At 72.2% G+C, this 25006-nt stretch carries 21 protein-coding genes and 1 riboswitch; of the genes, 13 read left to right on the top strand and 8 right to left on the bottom strand.

Annotated elements, in window-relative coordinates:
* Window positions 1-95 precede the first annotated feature (95 nt).
* A complete protein-coding gene (locus J5X75_RS23830; RefSeq protein WP_208469719.1) occupies window positions 96-977 on the bottom strand; it encodes a hypothetical protein in 882 nt (293 codons plus the stop codon).
* A 123-nt stretch (window positions 978-1100) separates the two neighbouring features.
* Here J5X75_RS23830 and J5X75_RS23835 point away from each other — a divergent pair, with 123 nt between their 5' ends.
* Window positions 1101-2864, top strand: a complete 1764-nt coding sequence (locus J5X75_RS23835; RefSeq protein ID WP_307798223.1) for an NAD-binding protein — start codon at window positions 1101-1103, stop codon at window positions 2862-2864.
* Here the strand turns inward: J5X75_RS23835 and J5X75_RS23840 are convergent.
* Complete coding sequence (locus J5X75_RS23840) at window positions 2844-4064, bottom strand: DUF4032 domain-containing protein (protein WP_208469720.1); 1221 nt, start codon at window positions 4062-4064, stop codon at window positions 2844-2846. The genes J5X75_RS23835 and J5X75_RS23840 overlap by 21 nt on opposite strands.
* Window positions 4065-4154: 90 nt before the next feature.
* On the opposite strand from J5X75_RS23840, the gene J5X75_RS23845 reads away from it, so the two are divergent.
* Together J5X75_RS23845 and J5X75_RS23850 are read left to right on the top strand one after the other, a co-directional pair.
* Window positions 4155-5483, top strand: coding sequence for a trypsin-like serine peptidase (locus tag J5X75_RS23845; protein ID WP_208469721.1), 1329 nt, complete (start codon window positions 4155-4157; stop codon window positions 5481-5483).
* A 10-nt stretch (window positions 5484-5493) separates the two neighbouring features.
* A complete protein-coding gene (locus J5X75_RS23850; RefSeq protein WP_208469722.1) occupies window positions 5494-6219 on the top strand; it encodes a phosphatase PAP2 family protein in 726 nt (241 codons plus the stop codon).
* Here the strand turns inward: J5X75_RS23850 and nagA are convergent.
* Genes nagA through J5X75_RS23860 form a run of 3 tightly spaced genes read right to left on the bottom strand, consistent with a single transcriptional unit; the run spans window position 6145 to window position 9093 of the window.
* Complete coding sequence (nagA, locus tag J5X75_RS44555) at window positions 6145-7239, bottom strand: N-acetylglucosamine-6-phosphate deacetylase (RefSeq protein ID WP_307798224.1); 1095 nt, start codon at window positions 7237-7239, stop codon at window positions 6145-6147. The two genes, J5X75_RS23850 and nagA, sit on opposite strands and share 75 nt — an antisense overlap.
* Window positions 7236-8162: an ROK family protein gene (locus J5X75_RS44560; protein WP_307798225.1), complete on the bottom strand. Its 927-nt coding sequence runs from the start codon at window positions 8160-8162 to the stop codon at window positions 7236-7238. Before J5X75_RS44560 ends, nagA begins: the two co-directional genes overlap by 4 nt.
* 7 nt (window positions 8163-8169) lie before the next feature.
* Window positions 8170-9093 carry an SIS domain-containing protein gene (locus J5X75_RS23860; protein ID WP_208469723.1) on the bottom strand — a complete coding sequence of 308 codons (924 nt, stop codon included), beginning with the start codon at window positions 9091-9093 and terminating at the stop codon, window positions 8170-8172.
* A 190-nt stretch (window positions 9094-9283) separates the two neighbouring features.
* On the opposite strand from J5X75_RS23860, the gene J5X75_RS23865 reads away from it, so the two are divergent.
* Window positions 9284-10069: a DeoR/GlpR family DNA-binding transcription regulator gene (locus J5X75_RS23865; protein ID WP_208469724.1), complete on the top strand. Its 786-nt coding sequence runs from the start codon at window positions 9284-9286 to the stop codon at window positions 10067-10069.
* A gap of 115 nt (window positions 10070-10184) precedes the next feature.
* Entirely contained in the window at window positions 10185-10496 is a 312-nt protein-coding gene (locus tag J5X75_RS23870) for a DUF3263 domain-containing protein (protein ID WP_238489039.1), read from the top strand.
* Here J5X75_RS23870 and J5X75_RS23875 read toward each other — a convergent pair.
* Window positions 10487-12724, bottom strand: a complete 2238-nt coding sequence (locus J5X75_RS23875; protein WP_208469725.1) for an AAA family ATPase — start codon at window positions 12722-12724, stop codon at window positions 10487-10489. The genes J5X75_RS23870 and J5X75_RS23875 overlap by 10 nt on opposite strands.
* Window positions 12725-12764: 40 nt before the next feature.
* On the opposite strand from J5X75_RS23875, the gene J5X75_RS23880 reads away from it, so the two are divergent.
* From J5X75_RS23880 to thrC, 4 genes are all read left to right on the top strand, one after another.
* On the top strand, window positions 12765-13346 hold the full coding sequence (locus J5X75_RS23880) for a hypothetical protein (RefSeq protein WP_208469726.1): 582 nt from the start codon (window positions 12765-12767) through the stop codon (window positions 13344-13346).
* Window positions 13347-13404: 58 nt separating this feature from the next.
* Window positions 13405-16146 (top strand): alpha/beta fold hydrolase, encoded by a 2742-nt coding sequence (locus J5X75_RS23885; RefSeq protein ID WP_208469727.1) that lies wholly within the window; start codon window positions 13405-13407, stop codon window positions 16144-16146.
* Window positions 16143-17012 (top strand): ABC transporter permease, encoded by an 870-nt coding sequence (locus J5X75_RS23890; RefSeq protein ID WP_208469728.1) that lies wholly within the window; start codon window positions 16143-16145, stop codon window positions 17010-17012. Before J5X75_RS23885 ends, J5X75_RS23890 begins: the two co-directional genes overlap by 4 nt.
* Before the next feature lie 351 nt (window positions 17013-17363).
* A riboswitch (SAM riboswitch) is annotated at window positions 17364-17503 on the top strand.
* Window positions 17504-17513: 10 nt separating this feature from the next.
* Window positions 17514-18797, top strand: a complete 1284-nt coding sequence (gene thrC, locus J5X75_RS23895; protein WP_208469729.1) for a threonine synthase — start codon at window positions 17514-17516, stop codon at window positions 18795-18797.
* 178 nt (window positions 18798-18975) lie between these two features.
* Here thrC and J5X75_RS23900 read toward each other — a convergent pair whose 3' ends face one another.
* Both J5X75_RS23900 and J5X75_RS23905 read right to left on the bottom strand, forming a co-directional pair.
* Window positions 18976-19452 (bottom strand): hypothetical protein, encoded by a 477-nt coding sequence (locus tag J5X75_RS23900; protein ID WP_307798227.1) that lies wholly within the window; start codon window positions 19450-19452, stop codon window positions 18976-18978.
* 20 nt (window positions 19453-19472) lie between these two features.
* The gene (locus J5X75_RS23905) at window positions 19473-19976 is read right to left on the bottom strand and encodes a GNAT family N-acetyltransferase (protein WP_208469731.1); all 504 of its coding nucleotides are present in this window, start codon (window positions 19974-19976) and stop codon (window positions 19473-19475) included.
* 82 nt (window positions 19977-20058) lie between these two features.
* Here J5X75_RS23905 and J5X75_RS23910 point away from each other — a divergent pair, with 82 nt between their 5' ends.
* From J5X75_RS23910 to J5X75_RS23925, 4 genes are all read left to right on the top strand, one after another.
* Window positions 20059-20796: a hypothetical protein gene (locus J5X75_RS23910; protein ID WP_208469732.1), complete on the top strand. Its 738-nt coding sequence runs from the start codon at window positions 20059-20061 to the stop codon at window positions 20794-20796.
* Window positions 20797-21095: 299 nt separating this feature from the next.
* Complete coding sequence (groL, locus tag J5X75_RS23915; protein WP_208469733.1) at window positions 21096-22718, top strand: chaperonin GroEL; 1623 nt, start codon at window positions 21096-21098, stop codon at window positions 22716-22718.
* A 124-nt stretch (window positions 22719-22842) separates the two neighbouring features.
* A complete protein-coding gene (locus J5X75_RS23920) occupies window positions 22843-24642 on the top strand; it encodes a glycerol-3-phosphate dehydrogenase/oxidase (protein ID WP_208469734.1) in 1800 nt (599 codons plus the stop codon).
* Window positions 24639-24899, top strand: coding sequence for a DUF4031 domain-containing protein (locus J5X75_RS23925; protein WP_208469735.1), 261 nt, complete (start codon window positions 24639-24641; stop codon window positions 24897-24899). The genes J5X75_RS23920 and J5X75_RS23925 overlap by 4 nt, the downstream gene beginning before the upstream one ends.
* Window positions 24900-25006: the final 107 nt, after the last annotated feature.

A 25006-nucleotide genomic window follows, 5' to 3' on the forward strand; every position in this document is an offset into this window, starting at 1 on the left:
GTCCCCCCGGCCCCGCTGGTACCTCACCCCGGACGGCCCGGGGGCCCGCGCGCGCCGCTGGACGTTGGCGGCGCGCGCTCTCGCTGGAGTGACGTCTAGTCGGCGCTGCGGTCGACGAAGCCGTCGACCGGCTCCTCGTGCAGGCGGGGGTCGTCGATGGCCGGGTCGCCCGGGATCGCCTTCTGGCGGCTGGGCGCCTCGTTCGATCCGAGGCCGGGGGCCTCGGGGGCGGACTTCGGGTCGTCCGCCTTCGGGTCACCGACCTTTTTGTCGGCCGGGTTCGGGTCGGTCAGCTCGCCGCCGAGGGGCAGGCCGGCCACGTCGCCGGGGAGGTCGGCGATGTCGCGGTCGAGCATGCGCACCGGGTTCGCGCCGGCCAGGCCGCCGAGCAGCGCGTAGTCGGACCTGTCGTGCTCCAGGCGCGGCGCGAACGGGCGCTCGTCGGGGGCGGGCCGGCGGACCCTGGTGTTCGCGGGCGGCGCGGCCGGCGACACCCCGGCCGGGCCGAGCCCGGTGATCGGGGGGAGGTTCTGGGACAGCAGCCCGGTGAGGCTCATCGGAACCGGGAGGGTCGAGGACGGGGAGCCGCCGTACCGCCGGGTCGCCGCCGGCATGGTGCCGCGGATGACGTCGGCGGCGGGCAGGAGCCGCCGGCCGCTCCTGGTGTTCCGGCGGCCGTCCGTGTGGTCCTCGACGGTGGGCGCGTTGCCGCCCGGGCCGGGCTTCACCTGGAGCAGGGGCGAGCCGCTGAGCGGGTCGGCGGCGGTCCGCCAGGCGTTGGTGGGGTCCAGCGCGTAGCCGAGGGCGTTCCGCAGGGAGGTCCGGGCGGCGCCGAGACCGTCCGCGGGATCCTGTCCGATCGCCGGGGCGGCGGGGCCGGCGTCGGCCGCGGGGGCGAGAGTGTCGTCGGCCCACGCGGGGGTCGCCCCGAGGAGGATTCCACCGGCGAGGGCGCCGGCACACCACAACTTGCGCACTGATCTTCTCCTGGCCACATCGGACGATGAGTCTGGTCGATACCCACCAAGTCGGACATAAGGTGTCGGATGGGGCAACGACCGGCCCCACGGGCAGGTTCCGGCTGACTACGATTCGTGAACGTGAGTGCCGTGCCGCCAACAAAGATCCACAAGCATCCGGAGTCCGATGAGGACACGCGCCCCCACCTGGTGCTGTGCGGCGCGGACGCGCTGGTCTTCACCCTGGCCGAGGAACTCGCCAACTCCCGGCACCGGATCCGGATCACGGTGGTCACTCCGCACCGGATCCGGGCCGACGTGCCCGACCTCGCCTCGCTCGCCGACCGCGGGGTGGAGTGGCGCAAGGCCGACCGGCTGGACGAGCGGACCTTCCGCGAGGCCGGGCTCACCGGCGCCACCGGGCTCGCCCTGGTCATGCCGGACGACATGGTCAACCTGCACGCCGCGCTGTGCGCCCGCGAGGTCGAGGAGGAGCTGCGGGTCGTGGTGCGGATGTTCAACCGGGAGCTGGGACACAGCGTGCTCCGGCTCTTCCCGGACTGCGCGGTGCTGTCCGACGCCGAGATGGCCGCGCCCGCCTTCGTGGCGGCGGCGCTGGGTGAGGTGGCTCCCACGCATTTCCGGCACTCCGGCCGTACCCTCTATGTCGCTCACCGGGCGGACATCGCGGAGCGACAGGTGATCCTCACCTTGACCACCTCCGGCGACCGGGGTGAGGTGAGCGTCCTGCCGGACGACCCGCTGCCCGGTTCGGCGCGGCCGGAGGACCTGGTGCTGGCCGAGGCGGTCGGCCGCCCGGCCGGGGAGGACGTGACCCGCCGCCTGCTCACCCGGGCCGGCCGGCGCCGCCGTCCGCTGCGTGCCGTCGGCCGGGTGCTGCGCGCCGCGCTCAGCCGCAAACTCGGCCTCGCGGTCCTGATCACGCTGGCCACCACGCTGGTGGCCGGTCTGGTTCTGGCCAGGTTCGACAAGGGCGGGCACGGCCTGTGGGAGTCGGTCTACGTGACCCTGCTGACCGCGGTCGGATCATCCGATGTGGAGGTCGACCGCAACCCGGTGGCGCAGGCCGCCCAGCTGGTGTTGACCATCGCCGGGCTGGCGATCATCCCGCTGATCACCGCGGCCGTGGTGGACGGCATGGTGAACGCCCGGCTGGCGCTCGCCCAGGGCCGGGTCGCCGGGCAGTTGCGCGACCACATCGTGCTGGTCGGGCTCGGCAACGTCGGCACGCAGGTGCTGCGCCAGCTCACCGACCTGGGGGTCCGGGTGGTGGCGATCGACCGCATCGCCGACGCCCGGGGCGCCAAGAGCGCGCAGCGGCGCGGCGTGCCGGTGATCGTGGGTGACGCGTCCGCCGAGGCCACGCTGCGGGCCGCCTCGATCGACACGTGCCGGGCGCTGGTCGTGCTCTCCACCGACGACGTGGTGAACCTCCAGGCCGCGTTGCAGTCCCGGTCGGCCCGGCCGGACCTGCGGGTGGTGCTGCGGCTCTTCGACGACGACTTCGCGCAGCGGGTCGAGTCGGCCTTCCAGATCAACACGTCCCGCAGCGTCTCCCGGCTGTGCGCCCCGGTCTTCGCGGCCGCGCTGCTGGAACGCGACGTGCACGCCACCATCCCGGTCGACCGGCACGCCGTGATGGTCGCGACGGTGACCGTGTCGGCCGGGTCCCTGCTGGACGGCGCTCCGCTGGAGCACGCCGACCACCCCGGTGAGGCGCGGGTGATCGGCATGTCGGCGGCCGGCCAGGGCTGGGTCGACTGGGTGCCGGACCGGCGCCGGGTGCTGGCCGAGGGCGACGAGATTCTGGTGGTGGCCCGCCGGGGCGGGCTGCGCGCGCTCGTCGAGCTGGCCAGCCCGCCGCTACATCGTGCCGCTCAGTGACTCCGCCTCGACGCCCAGCACGGCCTGCTCGTCCGGCTTGTTGACCAGCACGTCGGTCAGGTAGCCCTGCACCGCCGGGCCCATGCCGACGTCCCGCCCGGCCTTCTCGGAGAGCAGCCACTTGTGCTGGATGATCTGCGAGAAGATCTCCTGCGGCTCCAGCTTGCGGCGCAGGTGGGCGGGGACCGCGCGGACCACCGGCTCGAACACCTCGGTGAGCCAGCGGTGCGCGGCCTGCTGCTCGTCGGTGAGGTGGCTCTCCGCCCGGTAGGCGTCCAGGTCGTTGAGCAGCTGCCGGGCCTGGTTCTCCTCGGCGTCCAGGCCGGTCAGGCGCATCAGCCGCCGGGTGTGGTAGCCGGCGTCGACGACCTTCGGGCGGACCAGGTAACCGCCGTCGTCCGAGGTCGACATGGAGACCTCGGCGACGTCGAAGCCCATCTCGTTGAGCCGCCGGATGCGCCGCTCGATGTGGTGCCGGGAGTCCTTCGACACCTCCTGCTCGTACGTCACCTCGTGCCACAACCGCTCGTAGCGCGCCACGATGTCGTCGACCACCTTCTCCGGGTCGATCGACTCGTGCAGCAGCTCTGCGGCCTCCAGGTCGAGGCACTCGCCGAAGATGTTGAGCCGGAGGATCTCGATGTCCTCGCTGCGCTGCCCCTCGGACAGTTTCGGGTACAGATTGCCGGTCTCGGCGTCCACCAGGTAGGCGGCGAAGGCGCCCGCGTCCCGCCGGAACAGCGTGTTCGACAGCGAGCAGTCACCCCAGGAGAAGCCGGTCAGGTGCATCCGCACGACCAGGGCGGCCAGCGCGTCGAGCAGGCGGTTCATGGTGTCCGGCCGCAGCACCCGGGAGAACAGCGCACGGTACGGCAGGGAGAACTGGAGATGCCGGGTGACCAGCACGGTCTCCAGCGGCTCGCCCTCCTTGGTCTGCCGGTCGGTGGCGATGGCGACCGCCTGCACGGCCGGGAAGTCGATCCGCTCCAGGGCGCGGAGCAGGTCGTACTCCTTCTCGGCGATCCGTTCCCGGGTCTCCTTCATGGCGTAGACCACGCCGTTCAGCTTCACGAACCGGACGATGTGCCGCGAGATGCCCTGTGGCAGCGCGACCAGATGATCGGCCGGCCAGTCCTCGAGCGGAATGTGCCACGGCAGATCCAGCAGCGCGGGGTCGATGAGGGCGGAGGTGATGCGCACGGTGACAAGTGTGCCGGGTCGTGCGGCGCGTCGTGCTTGCACGTGGCTCGTTACACAGGTGCGAAACCGCCGACGACGTACGGGAGTGGCATGCGACGTAGGACTGGAATCGTCATCGGGACGTGCACCGCGCTGGCCCTGGTCGGCACGGCCGGGTCGGTCGTGTCGGCGGGCGCCGGCGTGCGGCCCTCGGAGGTGGGGCTCTCCGCGGCCCGGCCTTCCCCGGTCGGGAGCACCCCGGCCGAGGTGGGGAGGCGAGCCGTCCCACACGTTACACCGACCACCGCGGCCTCCGTTACCAAACCGGACATTTTGCCTTCGGCCTCGTCTTCGGCCCCGGCGCGGGCCCGCGGCCTGGAATCGACCACCACCCGATCCGCCGGCCGTCAGCGCATCGGTGAGCTGCTCCGGGTGGACCGCCTGCTGGGCAACGTGGGCGGCCCGAAGCGGCAGGAGTTCGCCTACCCCGGCGCCTCCTACGTCAAGGTGCACTTCGACCGGCTGACCATGCTGCCCGGCGACTACGTGACCGTGTCGAACCCGGAGCGCACCGAGTCCTACCGGTACGACGAGAGCGACCCGGACGGCCGCTGGGCCATGTCGATCACCGGGGACACCGCGGTCGTCGAGGTGCACCGGGAGATCGACCCGCTCGGGCTCCGCGACATCACCGGTGACCTCGGAATCGGTATCGACCAGGTGGCCCGCGGCGACTCCCGCCGGGCGGCCGCGCGGCCGGGCCGGGAGGAGTCGGTCTGCGGCACCGACACCTCCAGCGACGCGGTCTGCTACGAGTCGAAGGACCCGGTGGCCTACACCAAGTCGAAGGCGACCGCCCGGCTGCTGATCAACGGGACCGAGCTGTGCACCGGCTGGCGGGTCGGCGCCAAGAACCGCATGATCACCAACAACCACTGCCTCACCACCTCCGGTGAGGCGTACGACACCGAGGTCTGGTTCAACTACCAGTGCGCCAAGTGCGGCGGCTACGACGTGTTCAAGCCGACCAAGGTGTGGGGCGACCAGGTGCTCGCCACCGACAAGACGTACGACTACACGCTCTTCACGGTCGCCGGCTTCGAGTCGATCGAGAAGTTCGGCTACCTCACCCTCGACACCGTCCGGCCCCGCAAGGGCCAGGAGCTGTACGTGCCACAGCATCCGTCCGGTGAGCCGGCCCGGATCTCCGGCAGCAAGGGCGAGGCGGCCGGCAACTGTGCGGTCGACAACCCCGACTACACCGGGTATGCGGCACATTCCGACGTCTCGTACTTCTGCGACACGGCCGGCGGCTCGTCCGGCAGCCCGGTCATCTCCCGGGCCACCAACCGGGTGGTGGCGCTGCACCACTTCGGCGGCTGCCCGAACTCCGGGGTGCGGGGCGATCTGCTGGCCGGGAGGTTGCGCACGTACCTCTAGTTTTGTAGGGGTGAACGACAAGATCCGAAGAAGCTGGTGGCCGGAGGCGGCGGCGCTCGCCGGGTTCGCGGCGCTGACCCTCGCCCTGGTGAACGGTCACCTGCTCGCCCTGGACGAGCGGATCGCCGAGTGGTCCCTGACCCACCAGCCGGCGCCGGTGTACTGGACCGCCCGGGTGTTCAACTACCTGGGCCAGGGCGGTCAGGTGCTGATGCCGGTCACGCTGATCCTGACCGGGTTGCTGTTCTGGCGTACCCGATCGGTCCGTGCCCTGCTGCCGTTCGTGGTCACCTTCGCGCTCACCTACTGCACCATCGGCCCGATGAAGGTCTTCTTCGACCGGGCCGCGCCGAGATTCCCGCTGGAGAACCGGGCGGTGATGTTCAATCCGGACGCTTCCGGGAAGCTCGCGATGAGCTACCCGTCCGGGCACGTCGCCAACGCGCTCGTCTGGTTCGCGGTGATCGGCCTGCTTCTCGCCATGCTGCTGCGGCGGGACCTGTCCCGGCGGGAGTGGCTGCTGCTGCGGGTGGCCCCGGTCGTGATCGTCTTCGTGACCACCGTCTACACCGGGTTCCACTGGCTCACCGACTCGATCGCCGGGCTCTTCCTGGGCCTCGTCCTGGTCCGCCTGCTGGGCCGGATCCCGTGGGGGCTCCGGTCAGATCCAGGCGCCCGCCCGCATCACCCGATCCAGCGTCAGGTCGGCGGAGAGGACCACCAGGTCGGCGCGTAGGCCCGGGACCAGGGCGCCCAGCGTCTCGGACAGGCCGAGCAGCCGGGCCGGAGTGGTGGCGGCCATCGCGGCGGCGTCCACCAGCGGCAGGCCGGCGGCCACCGCGTTGCGCAGCGCCACGTCCATGGTCAGGGTGCTGCCGGCGATCGAGCCGTTGTGGGCCAGCCGGGCCACCCGGTCGGCGACCAGCACCTCCTGGCCGCCCAGCTCGTACCGGCCGTCCGGCATGCCGGTGGCGTCCATCGCGTCGGTGATGAGCACGGCCCGTTCCGGTCCGGCGGTGCGGGCCGCGAACGCCAGCATCCCCGGGTGCAGGTGGATGTTGTCGGCGATCAGCTCGCACGCCGTGGTCGAGGAGAGCAGGCCGACCACCGGGCCCGGCTCGCGGTGGTGCGGCGGCCGCATCCCGTTGAACAGGTGGGTGGCGACGGTCGCGCCCGCGGCCACTCCGGCGTGCGTCTGGTCGTACGTGGCATCGGTGTGCCCGATCGCCGCGAGGACCCCGGACGACCGCAGCAGGCCGATCGCCTCGCACGCGCCGGGCAGCTCCGGGGCGACGGTCATCATGCGTACCGCGCCGTCGCCCACCTCGATCAGCTCGGCGATCTCGGACAGCGACGGATCCCGCAGGAACGCCGGGTTCTGCGCCCCGCAGCGGGCGTGCGACAGGTACGGCCCCTCGAAGTGGATCCCGGCGAGCACCCCCTCGGCGACCAGCGGCCGGTAGTCGGCCGTGGCCGACCGCATCAGCTCGAACGGGGAGCTGACCAGGCTGGCCAGGATCGTGGTGGTGCCGTGGCCCAGGTGGAAGGCGGCCGCCTTGCGGGCCGCCCCCGCGTCGCCGGTGGTGAACGTGTGCCCACCGCCGCCGTGACAGTGCAGGTCCACGAAGCCGGGCACGATCACGTCGTCGCCGACCGCGTCGTCCGGGACGATCGCCGTGATCGTCTCGCCGTCCAGGTCGAGATGGCCGGGGACGACCGTGCCGGGGGTGACGATCCGGCCGGAGATGCGGGTCACGAGTTCTCTTTCAGGGAGTCGAGGGCGAGCAGGGCGGAACCCAGGCAGCCGGCGGCGTCGCCGAGTTCGGCGCGGACGATCTCGGGGGAGCGGTGGAAGGTGACCCGCTGGGCGACCGCCGCACGGACCGGGCTGAGCAGGTCGTCGCCGGCCTCGGCCAGCCCGCCGCCGAGCACCACCACGCCGACGTCGTAGAGCGCCTGAGCGGTGATCAGGCCGTCCGCGAGGGCTTCCACGGCGTCCTGCCAGACCCGGCGGGCCAGTTCCTCGCCGCGGGCCGCCCGGGTGGCGACGTCGAAGGCGGTGGCGGTGGGTTCGCCGGACAGTTCCGCGTACCGTCGCCCGACCGCCTTGGCCGACGCCTCCGCCTCCAGGCAGCCGCGCAGCCCGCAGCCGCAGGGCGTGCCGCCCGGCCGGACCACGACGTGCCCCAGCTCGCCGGCCGCGCCGTGCGCCCCCGGGTAGCCGGCGCCGTCGATCACCAGGCCGCCGGCGATGCCGGTGCCGATCGCCACGAACAGCACGTGCCGCCGCCCGCGCCCGGCGCCGAGGCGCGCCTCGGCGAGAGCGCCCACCCGCACGTCGTGGCCGAGCGCGGCGGGCATCCCCAGCCGTCGCACGGCCAGATCCCGCAGCGGTACGTCGCGGAAGCCCACATTCGCCGACCAGACCGCGACACCGTTGTGCTCGTCGACCACGCCGGGCACCGCGATGCCGGTCGCGACCGGGGTGAGCCCGTCGGCGCGGGCCTTCCCGGCCAGCGACTCGGCGACGCCCAGGATCGTCTCGGTGACCGCCTGCGGGCCGCGCTCGGCCCGGGTCGGGTGCCGTTCCTCGTGGTGAACCGTGCCGTCCGGCCGGACCAGGGCGCATTTCATCCCGGTGCCGCCCACGTCCAGGGCGACGACGACGTTCTCGCTCACCTGCGCCCTATCCGAGGACGACGGAGCGGGACAGGTGAGGCGGGTTGTCCGGGTCGAGGCCCTGGGTGGTGGCCAGCGCCAGGGCCACCCGCTGGGCCAGGATCAGGTCGGCCATCGGGTCCAGCGGGGCCCGCCCGCCGACCCAGCGGCCGATCGAGCCGTACCCGCCGTGGTGGCGGCTGTGCACGAAGGCGGCGCCGGTGGCCTCGACCTCCCCGGCCAGGCCCTCCGGCACGTCGCCGAACGCCCACACCACCCGGCGCGGCCCGGCGATCGCGATGGGCCCGTGCCGGTAGTCCATGGCCGGGTACGACTCGGTCCAGAACCCGGCGGTCTCCCGGCACTTGAGGGCGGCCTCCTCGGCCAGCCCGACGGTCCAGCCCCGGCCCAGGAAGGTGATCTGGTCGAAGAGGGCCGGGTGCACCGGGAGCGGGAGGCGGATCGCGACCTCGGCGTCCGAGGCGGCCGTCTCGATGTCGTGGCCCAGGTGCGCCCGCAGGACGGCCAGCACACTGGTGGCGAAGCGGGTCTGCACCACCGACTTCTCGTCGGCGAAGTCGAGGACCACGGTCTCGTTCGCGATCTCGGCGGCCGGCTGGGCGGCGTCGGCGGTGAAGACGGTCACCGGGGTGCGCTCACCGACGGTGCGCATCACCTCCAGCGTCTCGGTCGTGGTGCCGGAGCGGGTGATCGCGACGAGACGGTCGTAGTGGCGGCCGTACGGGAAATCGGACGCCTGGAACGCGTCGGTCTCGCCGTGGCCGGCCTGCTCACGGAGCACCGCGTACGACTTGGCCATGAACCACGAGGTCCCGCACCCGACGACGGCCACCCGCTCGTCCCGGCGGGGCAGCCCCGGCGCCCCGGCTAGTTTCGCCGCCTGCCGCCAGCACTCCGGTTGTGTGGCGATTTCCGCTTTGACATGGCTCATGTCTGTTCCTCACCGGTAGATGCTGCGCATTAGCGCTCGGTTCCCGGGACTTTCGCGCGCTATTGTGCTCACGAGGCCGTCGTCGGGGCAAGCGTCAAAGGTCCTTCGCGCAATGTTTGGCTTTGCTTCCAGGGCTTTCGCGCACTAATGTGCACACACTTATCATGGAACGTGCATCGGGGAGTGGTGGGTGGACCGGTACGCGCGATGGAATGCCCTGCTCGAATTACTCACGGAGAGCGGCCGGGTAACCGTCGAGGAGGCCTCCGAGCGTCTCGACGTCTCCCAGGCCACCATCCGGCGTGACTTCGACCAGCTCGCCCAGCAGCAGATGATCACCCGAACCCGGGGTGGCGCGGTGGCCAACGGGGTCTCCTACGACCTGCCGCTGCGTTACAAGAGCGCCAAGCACTCCGCCGAGAAACAGCGTATCGGTGAGGCCGCGGCCCGTCTCGTCACTCCCGGAACGGTGGTCGGACTCAACGGCGGCACCACGATCACCGAGGTGGCCCGGGCGCTGGCGGTCCGGCCCGACCTCAACGCCGGCGGTGAGGGCTCCCAGCTCACCGTGGTCACCAACGCCCTGAACATCGCCAACGAGCTGCTGCTGCGCTCGCGGATGAAGATCGTCGTGGCCGGCGGCGTGGTCCGCCCGCAGTCCTTCGAGGTGGTCGGCCCGCTGGGTGGCGCCCTCCTGAAGGAGGTCACCCTGGACATCGTGCTGCTCGGCGTCGACGCCCTGGACGTCGAGCTCGGCGCCGCCTCCCACCACGAGGGGGAGGCGTCGATGAACAGCCTCATGGTGGCCCGGGCCAAGCGGGTCGTCGTGATCGCCGACTCCTCCAAGCTCGGTGGCCACGCGTTCGCCCGGATCTGCCCGATCACCAAGGTCGAGACCCTGGTCACCGATTCCGGCGCCCCGCCGTCGGTGCTGGCCGCCTTCCGGGAGGCGGGCGTCGACGTGATCACCGCCTGAGTGCGGGTGTCGGCGAATCGGACGCTCGGTAGCCGGGTGGTCGCTTGAGGTAGCGTCTGCGGGGATCCTCGGTGCCACCTATGCTGAGGATCCCTCGTGAAATCCGTGGTCACCGATGCCGTCTGGGAGCGCCATGCAGCCCGCCGCCGAACCGACCGGTGAGCAGCCGGCCGCCCCCGTGCCCATCGAGTCCGCTCTCACCGACCGGGAGCTGGAGATCCTCGCCTTCGAGGGCAAGTGGTGGAAACACGCGGGCGCCAAGGAGCAGGCCATCCGGGACACCTTCGGCCTCTCCTCGACCCGCTACTACCAGGTGCTCAACGGCCTGCTCGACAACCCGGCCGCTCTCGAACACGACCCGGTCCTGATCGGACGGCTGCGCCGGCTGCGCTCGGCCCGGGCCCGCGGCCGCCGCCGTCAGGGCTGACGGCTCTCGGCGTAGGCGGCGAGCCAGGCCACCTGATCCGGGTCCAGTGAGGCCCGCACCCGCTCGCGGGCCATGGCCACGTTGCCGGCGGTGACCGTGGACGCCTCCAGCGAGTCGCGCATCGCCGCCAGGGCCGACTCCCGGATCAGCGCCGAACAGTCGGCCGCCGAGAAGCCCTCCAGCTCCGCGCCCAGCTCGTCCAGGTCGACCGAGTCGTCCAGCGGCACCGCCTTGGCCGAGGCCCGCAGGATCGCGGCCCGCGCCGCGCCGTCCGGCGGCGGCACGTAGACCAGGCGCTCCAGCCGGCCGGGCCGCAGCAGCGCCGGGTCGATCAGGTCGGGCCGGTTGGTCGCCCCGATCACCACGACGTTGCGCAGGTCCTCGACACCGTCCAGTTCGGTCAGCAGGGCCGCCACCACCCGGTCGGTGACACCGCCGTCGCTGCCCTGACCGCGGGCCGGCGCCAGCGCGTCCACCTCGTCCAGGAACACCAGGGTCGGCGCCGCCTCCCGGGCCCGGCGGAACAGCTCCCGCACCGCCCGCTCGCTGTCGCCCACCCACTTGCTGAGCAGCTCGGCGCCCTTCACCGACAGCACGTTCGCCTTCCCGGTCCCGGCGATCGCCTTCACCAGGTACGTCTTCCCGCACCCGGGCGGACCGTAGAGCAGCACCCCGCGCGGCGGCGAGACACCGAGCCGGGCGAACGTGTCCGGATAGGTCAGCGGCCACAGCACCGACTCGGTGAGCACCTGCTTCACCTCGACCATGTCCCCGACGTCGTCGAGGGTCACGGCCGCCACCTCCAGCGTCGATTCGGCCATCGAGGTGGGCCGGACCACGTCGAGCGCGGCCTCGAAGTCGGCCATCGCCACGGTCGGCGCCTCGGCGTCCTTCTGCCGCAGCGCGGCGCGGACCCCGGCCTCCCGGGTCAGCGCGCCCAGATCGGCGGCCACGAAACCGGGGGTACGCCCGGCGACCTCGTCCAACCGCACGTCCTCGGCCAGCGGCATCCCCCGGGTCAGGACGCCCAGCTGCTCCCGCCGCATGGCCGAGTCCGGCAGTGGCACGGTCAACTGGACGGCCAGCAGGTCGGGGGCGCGCAGAGCCGGATCCACCGACTCGGGCTTGCTGGTGGTGCAGACGACCGCGGTGCCGGCCGCCACGGTCTCGGCCAGCACCTGCCGGAACACCGTGGAGATCGGCCCGGGCTCCTCGCGCGGGGCCAGGGCCTCCACGTCGACGAACAGCAGCACGGCGGGGTCGTCCGTCCGCACCTCGGCGGCCAGCTCACGCAGCCGGGCCGCCGCCGCGTTGTTGGTGAGCGCGGCCAGCTCCGGCGCCCACACCGTGCGCACCGTCGCGCCCACCGCGCCGCCGACCGCCCGGACCAGCGTGGACTTGCCCGACCCGGCGGGCCCGGAGATCAGGACACCGAGCGTCACCCGGGTGCCCAACCGGGTCAGCACCTCCCGGTGGTGGAAGCCCAGGTCGAGCAGCTCCTCCAGCTCCTTGGCCTGGGTGCGGAGGCCCGGCAGGTCGTCCAGGTTCGGCGGAGGCGCCTCCGGGACGGCCGGAGCGGGCGTCTCGGCGCTGACCCGCGCGACCGGGCCGGCCGCAGCGGTGCCCGGGCCGTCCTGCCAGGTGACCACGGTCTTCATGGTGACCAGGGAGGCATCCGCACCGGCCACCGCCGTCACCCGCAGCAGGGCACTGGTCCAGCCGTAGCCGACCCGGTTCGCCAGGCTGCGCCGGGCCGCTTCGAGATGCGGACGGTTCCCGGCCTCCGGCACCACGTCCTGCGGCAGCAGCGAGACGTCGTCGCCGGTGCTGACCACCTTGCCGAGCAGGGCCAGGCGCAACATCTCCGGGGAGACCGCGGCGACCACCTCCGGCGGCCCGGACAGGGTCACCCGGTCGGCGTGCACCACCGGGATCGGGGTGACGGTGACCTCGCCGCCGTCCCGCATCCGGAGGTTGCCCAGAATCAGGTCGTCGGCGTACAGCAGCCCTCCGCCGGAAGCCGCCTCGGCCCTGGCGACCAGGCAGGCGGTGGTCCGCTCGCCGGTGAGGCGCACCGGATCACCGGTACGCAGATCCAGCGCCGCCATCACCTCCGGATGCAACCGCACGACTCCACGCCGCGCATCCAGCGCAGCGGGGCGCAGGGTCACCGTCAGCGTGAGATCATCAGCCACCGCGCGTGCCTCCGATGGAATGTCTGGGGCCATCTGGTTCGTCCACGCTATCCGCCGAGGGGTAGTCCATTTGATGAGGCGTAGACCGCTAGTCGCTGTGACGGTGGCGCTGACCCTGCTGTCCGGGTGCACCGACGACCCGCCCACACCGTCGGCGCCGCCCTCGGCGTCCCCGGCCGCCGCCCCCGGGACCACCCTGGACATGCCGCCGGAGAGCTTCGGCCCGCCCCCGCCGGCGCCCACCCCCACCGGCCGGATGGAGATGAGCCCCGCCGGGTACGGACCCTTCCGGATCGGCATGACCCAGCAGGAGGTCACCGACGCCGGGCTGGTCGCCGGGCTGTCACCGGACGGCTGCGGCAGCGCGAGCGGCTTCCCCGGTACGCCGGAGGTCGACTTCTGGGGCGGCGAGCTGGTCCGGGTACGGGTCGGCAGCCCCGCCACCACGGCTCCGATCGGCGCCACGCTCGCCGACGTGCGGGCCGCGTACCCGGCCGGCCGGGCGGTCACCGGCGCGAACGGCGTCACCGGCTGGCTCGTCGTGGACGGCGCCGACGCCATGCTCGTCGAGTTCACCGCCGGTACGGCGACCGCCGTGACCGCCGGCCGGACCACCACCGTCGAGGAGGTCTTCGCCGGCCGCCGGGGATGCTGAGAGTTTTCCCAGAGAACCCTCAGCCCCACCTCAGGGGTTTCCTACTAGCGTGTGCGCCATGTCTGCCCTGACCACCGGGTTGCGCCGCGCGCTGCCCCGGCTCAACCGGCGCCGGGTCGTCCCGGCGGTGGCCGCCCTCGTGGTGCTCGCCGCCGTGGCCGTCTGGGCCGTCCGCCCCGCGCCGGACGCCTGGACGACCGAGGACCTCCGGCTGTCCGGTGACGGCGTCGAACTGGACGCCCGCTTCTACCTGCCGGCCGACCGGGACGCCCACGTGCCGGCGGTCCTGCTGGCGCACGGTTTCGGCGGTTCCAAGGACACCGTCCGGGAGGACGCCGAGGCGCTCGCCGGGCAGGGCTACGCCGTGCTGGCCTACACCGCCCGCGGGTTCGGCCGCAGCACCGGCGAGATCCATCTGGACAGCCCGGACCACGAGGTCAAGGACGCTCAGCGGCTGCTCGACTGGCTGGCCGCCCGGCCCGAGGTGACCACCGACGGCGCCGGGGACCCGAAGGTCGCGGTGGTCGGCGGCTCGTACGGCGGGGCCCTCGCCCTGCTGCTCGCCGGCCAGGACCGGCGGGTCGACGCGATCGTCCCGTCGATCACCTGGAACGACCTGGGCACCGCCCTGGTCCCGCAGTCGGCGGACACCGACGCGGCCGGCGTCTTCAAGAAGAGCTGGGCCGGCTATTTCTTCGGCAACGGGACGGCCTCTCCGGAACGAGGCGGCCCGCCGCGGCAGCAGCCGGAGGATCCCGCGTGCGGCCGGTTCGCGAAGGACGTCTGTGCCGCCTACCTCCAGATGGCCACCAGTGGCATCCCGGACGAGAACACCCTGGCCCTGCTGCGGAAGTCCAGCCCGGCCACGGTCCTCGACAAGATCAAGGCGCCGGCGTTGCTGATCCAGGGCGCGGTCGACACCCTCTTCCCGCTCTCCGAGGCGGACGCCAACGCGACGGGCATCGCCGCGGCCGGCACCCCGGTCCGGGTGGCCTGGTTCACCGGCGGCCACGACGGCGGCGAGGGGCCCACCTCCGACTCCGACCGGCTCAAATACCTGACCGTGCAGTGGCTCGACCACTACCTCAAGGGCGAGGGCGAGGCGCCCGGCGACGACTTCACCTGGTCGCAGGTGGCCGGATTCAGCGCGCTCGACCGTGGGCTGGTCACCAACGGCTACTCCGCGGACGCGTACCCCGGATTGGGCGGAACCGGAAGCATCCGGGTCCCGCTCTCCGGATCGGCGCAGCCGATCGCCAACCCGCCGAACGGCAACCCGGGCGCCATCTCGTCGATGCCCGGCCTCACCGGCCGGCTCAGTTCGCTGCTCAGCGGCAACGTGGCCCTGGACGTGGCCGGCCAGCACGCGGTCTTCGAGTCCGAGCCGCTCACCGCCGCCGCCGACGTGGCCGGGTCGCCCACGGTCCGGCTGCGGGCCGCGTCGCCGACCGGCGAGGCCGTCGTCTTCGTGAAGCTCTACGACGTGGACGCCAACGGCACGGCCACGCTCAGCGCCGGCCTGGTCGCGCCGGTCCGGCTCACCGGCCTGCCGGCCGACATCGCCCAGGCCCGGCCGGTCACCGTGACGCTGCCGGCGATCGTCCGGCAGATCGAGGCGGGTCACACCGTACGCGTCACCGTCGCCACCTCCGACCAGGCGTTCCTCACCCCCGCCCAGCCGGCCACGTACACCGTCGCGGTGGAGCCGGAGCTGACCCTGCCGACGCTGACCGGCACACCGATCGCCGATCCCGGCAGCCTGTGGTGGCTGGTCCTGGCCGGCGTGATCGCGGCCGTGCTGCTCGGCCTGGTGCTGCTGCTCGTGGTGAGCCGGATCCGGCACCGGCGGCGGGACGTGGCGGTGGTCGCCGAGCACGCCGACACCCCGCTCGTGGTGCGCGGGCTGCGCAAGGCCTACGGCGACGGCTTCGTGGCGGTCCAGGAGATCGGCTTCACCGTGGAGCGCGGGCAGGTCGTCGGCCTGCTCGGCCCGAACGGCGCGGGCAAGACCACCACGCTGCGGGTGCTGATGGGCCTCACCCAGCCGACCGACGGCGAGATCTTCGTCTTCGGGCACCGGCTGGTCCCCGGCGCCCCGATCCTGTCCCGGGTCGGCGCGCTCGTCGAGGGCCCCGGCTTCCTGCCGCACCTGAGCGGCTACCAGAACCTCCAGGCGTACTGGCAGGCCACCGGCCGTCCGTGGGAGGACGCCCGGTTCGAGGAGGCGCTGGAGATCGCCGGACTGGGCGACTCGGTGCACCGCAAGACCCGCAAGTACAGCCACGGCATGCGGCAGCGGCTCGCCATCGCGCAGGCCATGCTCGGCCTGCCCGAGCTGCTGGTGCTCGACGAGCCGACGGACGGGCTGGACCCGCCGCAGATCGCCGAGATGCGCCGCGTCCTCCAGCGGTACGCCACCGACGGCCGGGCCGTGCTCGTCTCCAGCCACCTGCTCGCCGAGGTGGAGCAGACCTGCACCCACGCGGTCGTCGTCAACAAGGGCCGGATCGTGGCGTCCGGCCCGGTCGGCGACATCGTCGGCGAGTCGCCGTCGGTGCAGTTGGAGGTCTCCGACGTGCCGGCCGCCACCCGGATCCTCGAGGACCTGGGCGTGCACTCGGTCCAGGCCGAGGGCACACACGGCCTGATCGTCGACATGAACGGGACGGCCCGCTCGGAGATCGTCGCGTCGCTGGTCGGCGCCGGCATCGGGGTGGACCGGCTGGTGCCGCGCCGCCGCCTGGAGGACGCGTTCCTGGCCCTGGTCGGCGACAACTCGCGAGGAAGTGGAGACCGATGAGCACGCTGGAGGCCGCCCCGGGGTACCGGCCGTCGCGCACCCTGCCGATCTGGGCCGAGGTGCGCCGCCAGGCGTCGCGCCGGCGCACCCAGTTGGCGCTGGGCTTCATGGTGCTGCTGCCGCTGATCATCCTGGCCGCCTTCGAGTTCGGCGGCGGAGGCGGCCCGGACGAGGACGGCGACGGCGGCGGCGCGTTCAGCAGCATGGCCGACCTGGCCACTTCCGGCGGTCTGAACTTCGCCCTCTTCGGCCTCGCCGTCTCGGCCGGGTTCCTGCTGGTCGTGGTGGTGGCGCTGTTCTTCGGCGACACGGTGGCCAGCGAGGCGAGCTGGGGCAGCCTGCGCTATCTGCTGGCCGTTCCGGTCCCGCGGGCCCGGCTGCTCGGCGTCAAGCTGACCGTCGCGGCCGCCTACTCGCTCGTCGCGCTGCTGCTGCTCACCGGCACCGGCCTGCTGATCGGCACGCTCCGCTACGGCTGGTCCCCGCTGGGCAGCACGATCGCCGCCGAGATCCCGCCCGCCGAGGGCCTGCTCCGGCTGCTCGCCATCCTCGCCTACCTGGCGACCACCCTGCTCGTGGTGGCCGGCCTGGCCTTCCTGCTGTCGGTGCTCACCGACGCCGCCCTGGGCGCGGTCGGCGGCGCGGTGCTGCTCTGGATCCTGTCCAGCATCCTGGACCAGATCGAGGCTCTCGGCGACGTCCGCAACGCCCTGCCCACCCACTACACGGACGCCTGGATGGGCCTGCTCTCCACCCCCGTCCAGACCGAGGACCTGGCCAAGGGTGCCATCTCCGCGGTCGTCTACGCCACGCTGTTCTGGGGGATCGCCTTCTACCGATTCACCCGAAAAGACATCACTTCCTGAACCCCTTTCCGGTACGGAAGTGCTGGGTCCCGTGACCCGGGGCGGCCACTCCAGGCGGCCCTCCAGGCCGTCCCCCGCCGCCGGCTCATGAGAGCGGGGTTTTCGGGCGCAACCGCTCACGCACGTCGCACGGTGGGGCTCGCGTTCTGGACGCGCCAGCGGCCAGCGAGTCCCGCCGGGCCCTCGGCGGGAGCAGCGGTCTGTACCCACCACCCCGCTGCGACCTCGAGGTTTGATCTTGGGGGTGGGGGCGACCGAGGCAGGGTGGCCGCGGCAGGAGGTGGCTCACACCTCGGGAACTCCGTGTGGTGTTGGCGGGATCTCGTCGTAAGGTGTGGGAAACAACTGAATACCTCATCCAGAGGGGCAGAGGGATACGGCCCGACGAAGCCCCGGCAACCACCGCGCATGACTCTCGATGACGAGGCAGCGACGTGGCAGGTGCTAATTCCGTCCCCGTTCCGGCAGGTCGCCGCGGGGAAAGATGAGAGGAAACTCTGAATGACGTCTGTCGTCGACGCGCCCGCCGCCACCTCCTCCTCGCCCGCTCGTGGCCTGATCTGCCGTGCCTGCGGCTCGGAGTACCCGCTGGCCGCACAGCACGCCTGTTACGAGTGTTTCGGCCCGCTCGAGGTCGCCTACGACGAGGCGGCGCTCGCGCGGGTGACCCGGGCCCAGATCGAGGCGGGCCCGCAGAACATCTGGCGCTACGCCGCCCTGCTCCCGGCCGGCCAGGACCCGGACGCCCGGGTGACCCTGGACCCCGGCATGACCCCGCTGGTCAGCGCCCCGGCCCTGGCCGCCGCGATCGGTCTCGAGGCCCCGCTGTGGGTGAAGGACGACTCGCAGAACCCGACCCACTCGTTCAAGGACCGGGTCGTCTCGGTGGCGCTGACCGCCGCGAAGCAGCTCGGCTTCCAGCGGTTCTCCTGCGCCTCGACCGGCAACCTGGCCAACTCGGTGGCCGCCCACGCGGCCCGCGCCGGTGTGCCGAGCATCGTCTTCATCCCCTCCGACCTGGAGCCGGGCAAGATCATCACCACCGCGGTGTACGGCGGTGACCTGGTCGCCATCGAGGGTTCCTACGACGACGTGAACCGGCTGTGCAGCGAGCTGGTGGAGACCGACGAGTTCGAGGACACCGCGTTCGTGAACGTGAACGTCCGCCCGTTCTACGCCGAGGGTTCCAAGACGCTGGGCTACGAGGTGGCCGAGCAACTGGGCTGGCGCATCCCGGCCCAGGTGGTCATCCCGATGGCCTCCGGTGAGCTGCTCACCAAGGTGGACAAGGCGTTCTCCGAGCTGGTCGAGATCGGACTGGCCGAGGCCCCGGAGGGCGGCTGGACCGTGTTCGGCGCCCAGTCCGAGGGCTGCAACCCGATCGCGGTGGCGCTGCACGCCGACACCGACGTGATCACCCCGGTGAAGCCGACCGGCATCGCCAAGTCGCTGAACATCGGCGACCCGGCCGCCGGGCCGTACGCGATCGAGGCGGTCCGCCGCACCGGCGGCTGGATGGACTACGCGAACGACGACGAGATCCGGGCCGGTATCCGGCTGCTCGCCGAGACCACCGGCGTCTTCGCCGAGACGGCCGGCGGCACCACGGTGGCCGTGCTGAAGAAGCTGGTGGAGAGCGGGAAGCTGGACCCCACCAAGGAGACGGTCGTCTACAACACCGGTGAGGGCCTGAAGACCCTCGACGCGGTCGCCGGCCAGGTTGGACCGACCCACACGATCAAGCCGTCGCTGCGTGGTGCTCGCGAGGCCGGCCTGCTCGGATAACACTGCGTGACCGGCGATCAGCCGGTTGTCGAGAAATACCTCCTCCGAGGACTTGCACTCCGATCTCCGGATGGGCAGGATGCTCTCTGCGGGAGGACGCGACGCCGTACGAGGCCCCTCACCTGAGCTTGGCGACAATCTCCGAGGGTCCCAACGATCCAGCGCTGACCCATTACGGCTACGTGCCCGGAGGCGTTGTGCGTCCGTCCTCCCGACCAAACATGCGCAGTGCCCACGGCCTTCGCAGTGCCCACGGCCGGAGTGGCAGGTCCTCCGGGTAGTGCCCGTCGGCCAGCCCCGCGTTCCTCTCGAACCAGTTGCGCACCCCGTAGGACGTGGTGAGCGCGATCGACCAGGCGCAGGCCAGCCAGTAGGCGGGCCAGAACAGCGGACCGAGGACGGCGTACTGGCCGGCGTGCCGGCTCTCGTGGGCGAGCAGCCGGGCCCGCTCCTCGGCGAGCAGCCACTCGGCGGTGCGCTTCGTGATGATCACCGAGCCGACCGTGAAGCAGGTCGCGGGTGGCACCCGGAGCCGGTAGTTCTCGGCGATCAGCACGCCGTGCCGGCCCCGCCGGACCCGCGCCCCGGTGGACAGCGCGATCAGCAGACCGATGACGGTCGTCCCGTTCAGGGCGGTGAGGACCGTGCGCGTCACGTGCCACCCCCGCCCGGCCATCAGGCCCGCCGTCGCATCTGGAGCTCGGTGAGCACCGGGACGGTCGGATGCGGCAGGCGCACCCCGGTGTCGGCGAAACCCAGCTTCTCGTACGCCCGGACGGCCCGCCCGTTGCCGCACACCACCTCGAGCATCAGCTCGTCCCGCCCGGCCGCGACCGACCAGTCGGCGACCGCCTCGATCAACTGCCCGAGGATCTTGCCGCCCCGGTGTGCCGGGGTCAGGTACACCGCGAAGATCACCGTGCAGTGTGGCTCGTCCGGCAGCACCACCCCGCCGGCGTGCCCGATCAGCGGCCCACCCGGGTCGGCGATGAACTGGGCCGTCTCGAACCCCTCGGACGACTGCCGGATCCGCTGCCGGTAGCTCTCGTGCGGCCGGGCCGCCGCCTGCGCCAGGGTCTCCAGGAAGGCGAGGGGACTGTCCGCCAGCATCTCCAGCCGCAGCGCCCGCATGCGCCCGGCGTCCTCCGGGGTGACCCGGCGTACGTCCCAGTTCTCCATGGGTAATCCCTACCGCCGCGGCCCCCGGTCGGCAACCGGGTTGTCGTGAAGCCGAGTGGCGGCGCTACGGCATGATTCGACGATGAACGATCGGCCCGAGGGGCTTTCCGGTGTCCGGCTGCTGCGCGCCCGCCCGTGGGGGATCGCGGTGGCCGTGCTGCTCACCAGCGCAGCGGCGCTGGCGTACTCGTGGGCGTGGCTGTCCCTGATTCCGGGCTTCGGCCCGATGCCGTCGTTCGATCCGGCGTCGGCCCTGACCCGCTGGGTGGTCGCGCCGCTCGCCGGGGAGGTCCCGGTGACGGTGGCCCTGATCGCGATCGCCGTCCTGTCCCGGCGGCGGGTGACCGTGGGCCGGGCGCTGCTGCTGTGGATTCTCGCCGCGCTCGTCTCGACGGTGAAGAACATGCTGGACGCGGGCCTCGAGTTCGCGGTCGGCCAGGTCGGCCTCGACCCGCTCATCGTGGTGGCGATCGCCGGTGACGTCGTCATGCTGATCGGCGTGGGCCTGCTGGCCCGTCGGCTGCTGCCGGCGCCGGGGTTCCCGGCGGTGCGGCCCGGCCGCGACCTGACGGCGCTGATCGTGGCCGCCTTCCTCATCACGGCGCTGACCGAGGTCTTCTCCGTCGCGGCGATGCTGTTCGCGATCCCGTTCGCCACGGAGGAATCGATGCCCACGGTGATCGTGCTGAGGCTGTCGGCGTTCGCCGTCCTGTCGGGGTTCCTCACCGTCGGCTGGGCGGTTGCGGCGCTCGTCACGTCGGTTCCGGAGCGGTCCGCATGGTCCGGAGAGCCCGCTGAGCTGGGCTTTCAAGATCCTTAACGGAAACCGGGGCTGCCCCGGGGGTTTCGCGGGAAGATGGGGTTTCTTGCACTCGCCATCGGGGAGTGCTAAACAAGTGATTGGCACTCGCGCATGCTGAGTGCCAACAGGTCGGGACGGTGGGGTTCCGGTCACGATGCTGCCATCGGCATCGGGGCACGGAGCCGGTCGTCGCGGGCTATCCGGCTCGGCCTGAGGACGTCACATCGCCAGGTGGTGACGTCCACAGACTTCCTCAAAGTGCGGAGAGCGGGGCTGATGAGGCCCGGCGCCGCGGATGTCCGGGAGGACAACGCCGTATGGCCAAGATCATCGCATTCGACGAGGAGGCTCGCCGGGGCCTCGAGCGCGGCATGAACCAGCTCGCCGACGCGGTCAAGGTGACCCTCGGGCCCAAGGGCCGCAACGTGGTTCTCGAGAAGAAGTGGGGCGCCCCCACGATCACCAACGATGGTGTATCCATCGCCAAGGAGATCGAGCTCGAGGACTCGTACGAGAAGATCGGCGCCGAGCTGGTCAAGGAGGTCGCCAAGAAGACCGACGACGTCGCCGGTGACGGCACGACGACGGCGACCGTCCTGGCCCAGGCTCTGGTCCGTGAGGGTCTGCGCAACGTCGCCGCGGGCGCGAACCCGATGGCCCTGAAGCGGGGCATCGAGGCCGCCGTGGCCAGCGTCTCCGAGGGTCTCTCGCAGCTCGCGAAGGACGTGGAGACCAAGGAGCAGATCGCCTCCACCGCCTCCATCTCCGCCGGTGACTCCACGGTCGGCGAGATCATCGCCGAGGCCATGGACAAGGTCGGCAAGGAAGGCGTCATCACCGTCGAGGAGAGCAACACCTTCGGCCTGGAGCTCGAGCTCACCGAGGGTATGCGCTTCGACAAGGGCTACATCTCGGCGTACTTCATGACCGACGCCGAGCGCATGGAGGCCGTCTTCGACGACCCCTACATCCTCATCGCGAACAGCAAGATCTCCGCGGTCAAGGACCTGCTGCCGATCCTCGAGAAGGTCATGCAGTCCGGCAAGCCGCTGGTCATCATCGCCGAGGACGTCGAGGGCGAGGCCCTGGCCACCCTGGTCGTCAACAAGGTCCGCGGCACCTTCAAGTCGGTCGCCGTCAAGGCCCCCGGCTTCGGTGACCGTCGCAAGGCCATGCTCGAGGACATCGCCATCCTCACCGGTGGCGCGGTCATCAGCGAGGAGGTCGGCCTCAAGCTCGACGCCGCCGACCTGTCGCTGCTGGGCCAGGCCCGCAAGGTCGTCATCACCAAGGACGAGACCACCATCGTCGACGGTGCCGGCAACGCCGAGCAGATCCAGGGCCGGGTCAACCAGATCCGCGCCGAGATCGAGCGCTCGGACTCCGACTACGACCGTGAGAAGCTGCAGGAGCGCCTGGCCAAGCTGGCCGGCGGTGTTGCGGTGATCAAGGTCGGCGCGGCCACCGAGGTCGAGCTCAAGGAGCGCAAGCACCGCATCGAGGACGCCGTTCGCAACGCGAAGGCGGCCGTCGAGGAGGGCATCGTGCCCGGTGGTGGTGTCGCGCTGGTGCAGGCCGGCAAGACCGCCTTCGACAAGCTGGACCTGTCGGGTGACGAGGCCACCGGCGCCAACATCGTCAAGGTCGCGCTCGACGCCCCGCTGCGTCAGATCGCCGTGAACGCCGGCCTCGAGGGCGGCGTCGTGGTGGAGAAGGTGCGCAACCTCGAGGCGGGCCACGGCCTCAACGCCGCCAACGGCGAGTACGTGGACCTCCTGGCCGCGGGCATCATCGACCCGGCCAAGGTGACCCGCTCGGCGCTGCAGAACGCCGCGTCGATCGCCGCGCTGTTCCTCACCACCGAGGCCGTCGTGGCCGACAAGCCCGAGAAGACCCCGGCTCCGGCCGGCGCCCCGGGCGGCGGTGACATGGACTTCTGAGTCCATCAGAACCAACCGGAAGGCGGTCCGCTTCGGCGGGCCGCCTTCCGGCCTTCTGCGCGAAGGGGTACGCCGGAGATATTCCCTCGCCTGGGCGACGCCTGTGGGGGCTAACCTGGGACGGATGCGTGATCCCTCCGTCTCCCGCTACTCGGCCGGCCGTCTGTCCCCGATCCGGCGCGCGGCCGACCTGCGCCGACTGCGTGACGAGCAGTTCGACGTCCTGGTGGTCGGTGGCGGCGCCACCGGCGCCGGCGCCGCGCTCGACGCCGCCTCCCGCGGCCTCAAGGTCGCCCTGGTGGAGGCGCGCGATCTGGCCGCCGGCACGTCCAGCCGGTCCAGCAAGCTGATCCACGGTGGCCTGCGCTACCTGGAGCAGTTGGAGCTGCACCTGGTCCACGAGGCGCTGACCGAGCGCGGCCTGCTGGCCACCCGGCTCGCGCCGCACCTGGTGCGCCCGGTCCCGATCCTGGTTCCGCTGCCCAGCGCCGGCCTGCCCCAACGGGCCTGGCAGCGCGGCTATTACGGGCTCGGTGTGGCCGCCTACGACGCGTTCGCCGGGATCTTCGGCACCGGGCGGGGCATGCCGCTGCACCGGCACCTGACCCGCGACGGCGCCCGGCACCTGTTCCCCAGCCTGCGGGCCGACCGGATCGCCGGCGCCATCCGCTACTACGACGGCCAGGTCGACGACGCCCGGCTGGTGGTCAACCTGGCCCGGACCGCGGCCAGCCTGGGCGCCGCCGTGGTGACCAGCGCCCGGGTCACCGGTTTCGTGCGCGAGGCCCGCCAGGTGGTCGGCGTGAAGGTGCGCGACCTGGAGGCCCCGGGCTCGGAGGAGTTCGAGGTCCGGGCGCACACGGTGGTCGCCGCCACCGGCGTGTGGAGCGACGACATGTCGCAGATGCTCAACGACGTGGGCGTCCGGCCGGGGCTGCGGGTCCGCGCCTCCAAGGGGGTGCACCTCGTGGTGCCCCGCTCGGCGATCACCGGTGAGTCCGGCCTGATCCTGCGGACCGCCACGTCGGTGCTGTTCGTGCTGCCCTGGGGCGGTCACTGGATCATCGGCACCACGGACACCGACTGGCAGCTCGACCGGGCCCACCCGGCCGCCTCCGCCCGCGACATCCGCTACCTGCTCGACCAGGTCAACGCGGTGCTGGACCGGCCGCTCACCACCGACGACATCGAGGGCGTCTACGCCGGTCTGCGGCCGCTGCTCTCCGGCGAGGCCGACTCCACCTCGAAACTGTCCCGCGAGCACGCCGTGGTCGAGCCGATGCTGGGGCTGCTGCTGGTGGCCGGCGGCAAGTACACGACGTACCGGGTGATGGCGGCCGACGTCATCGACCGGGCGGTGCGCCGGCTGGGCGGTCCGGCCCGGCCGTCGCGGACCGCCGAGCTGCCGCTGCTCGGCGCGGACGGCTACGCCGCCGCGTGGCGGGACCGGCACGACACGGCCCGGCGGCACGGCGTCACCGCGGGGGTGGTCGAGCATCTCCTGGAGAGGTACGGAACCCTGACCGTCCACCTGCTGGCGATGATGTCCGCCCAGCCCGAGCTGGCCGCGCCGCTGGCCGGGGCGCCGGAGTACCTGGCCGCCGAGGTGGCGTACGCGGCTCTCGCCGAAGGCGCCCTGCACCTGGACGACGTGCTCACCCGGCGGACCCGGATCTCGATCGAGACCTCGCACCGTGGCACCGAGTCGGCCGCGCACGCCGCCGAGATCATGGGGCAGGCGCTCGGCTGGGACGCCACCGTCCGGCAGAAGGAGATCGAGCACTACCTGGCCCGGGTCACCGCCGAGCGGCAGTCGCAGACCAAGCCGGACGACGAGACCGCCGACGCCGCCCGGATGGGGGCGCCGGACGTCCGCGGGCTGGCCGCCGACCGGCGGGAGCCGCTGCTCGAGATCGACCTTTGATCCTCGTCGACGAGCCACTCTGGCCGGGTCGCGGCTGCCTCTGGTCGCACCTGGTCAGCGACGTCTCGTACGACGAGCTGCACGTCTTCGCCGAGATGCTCGGCTCGCCGCGGCGGGCCTTCGACCGGGACCACTACGACATCCCGGAGTTCCGGTTCCCCAGCGCGCTCTGGCTGGGCGCCACCCTGCTGCCGTCGCGTGAGCTGGCCGCCCGTCTCCGGGCGGCCGGCCTCCGCCGCCCGAAGCACTGTGTCTGATGGCCTCGCTCCGCTCGGCTGGCATTCCGCCCCTTGAGTCGGTGTCGAGGGCGCCGAAAACGACCACGCTTCGCTAGCCGTTTTCGGCGCCCTCGACACCGACGGGC

This window comes from Actinoplanes flavus, from assembly GCF_017592555.1.
In the GTDB taxonomy this organism is placed as follows: Bacteria; Actinomycetota; Actinomycetes; order Mycobacteriales; family Micromonosporaceae; genus Actinoplanes; species Actinoplanes flavus.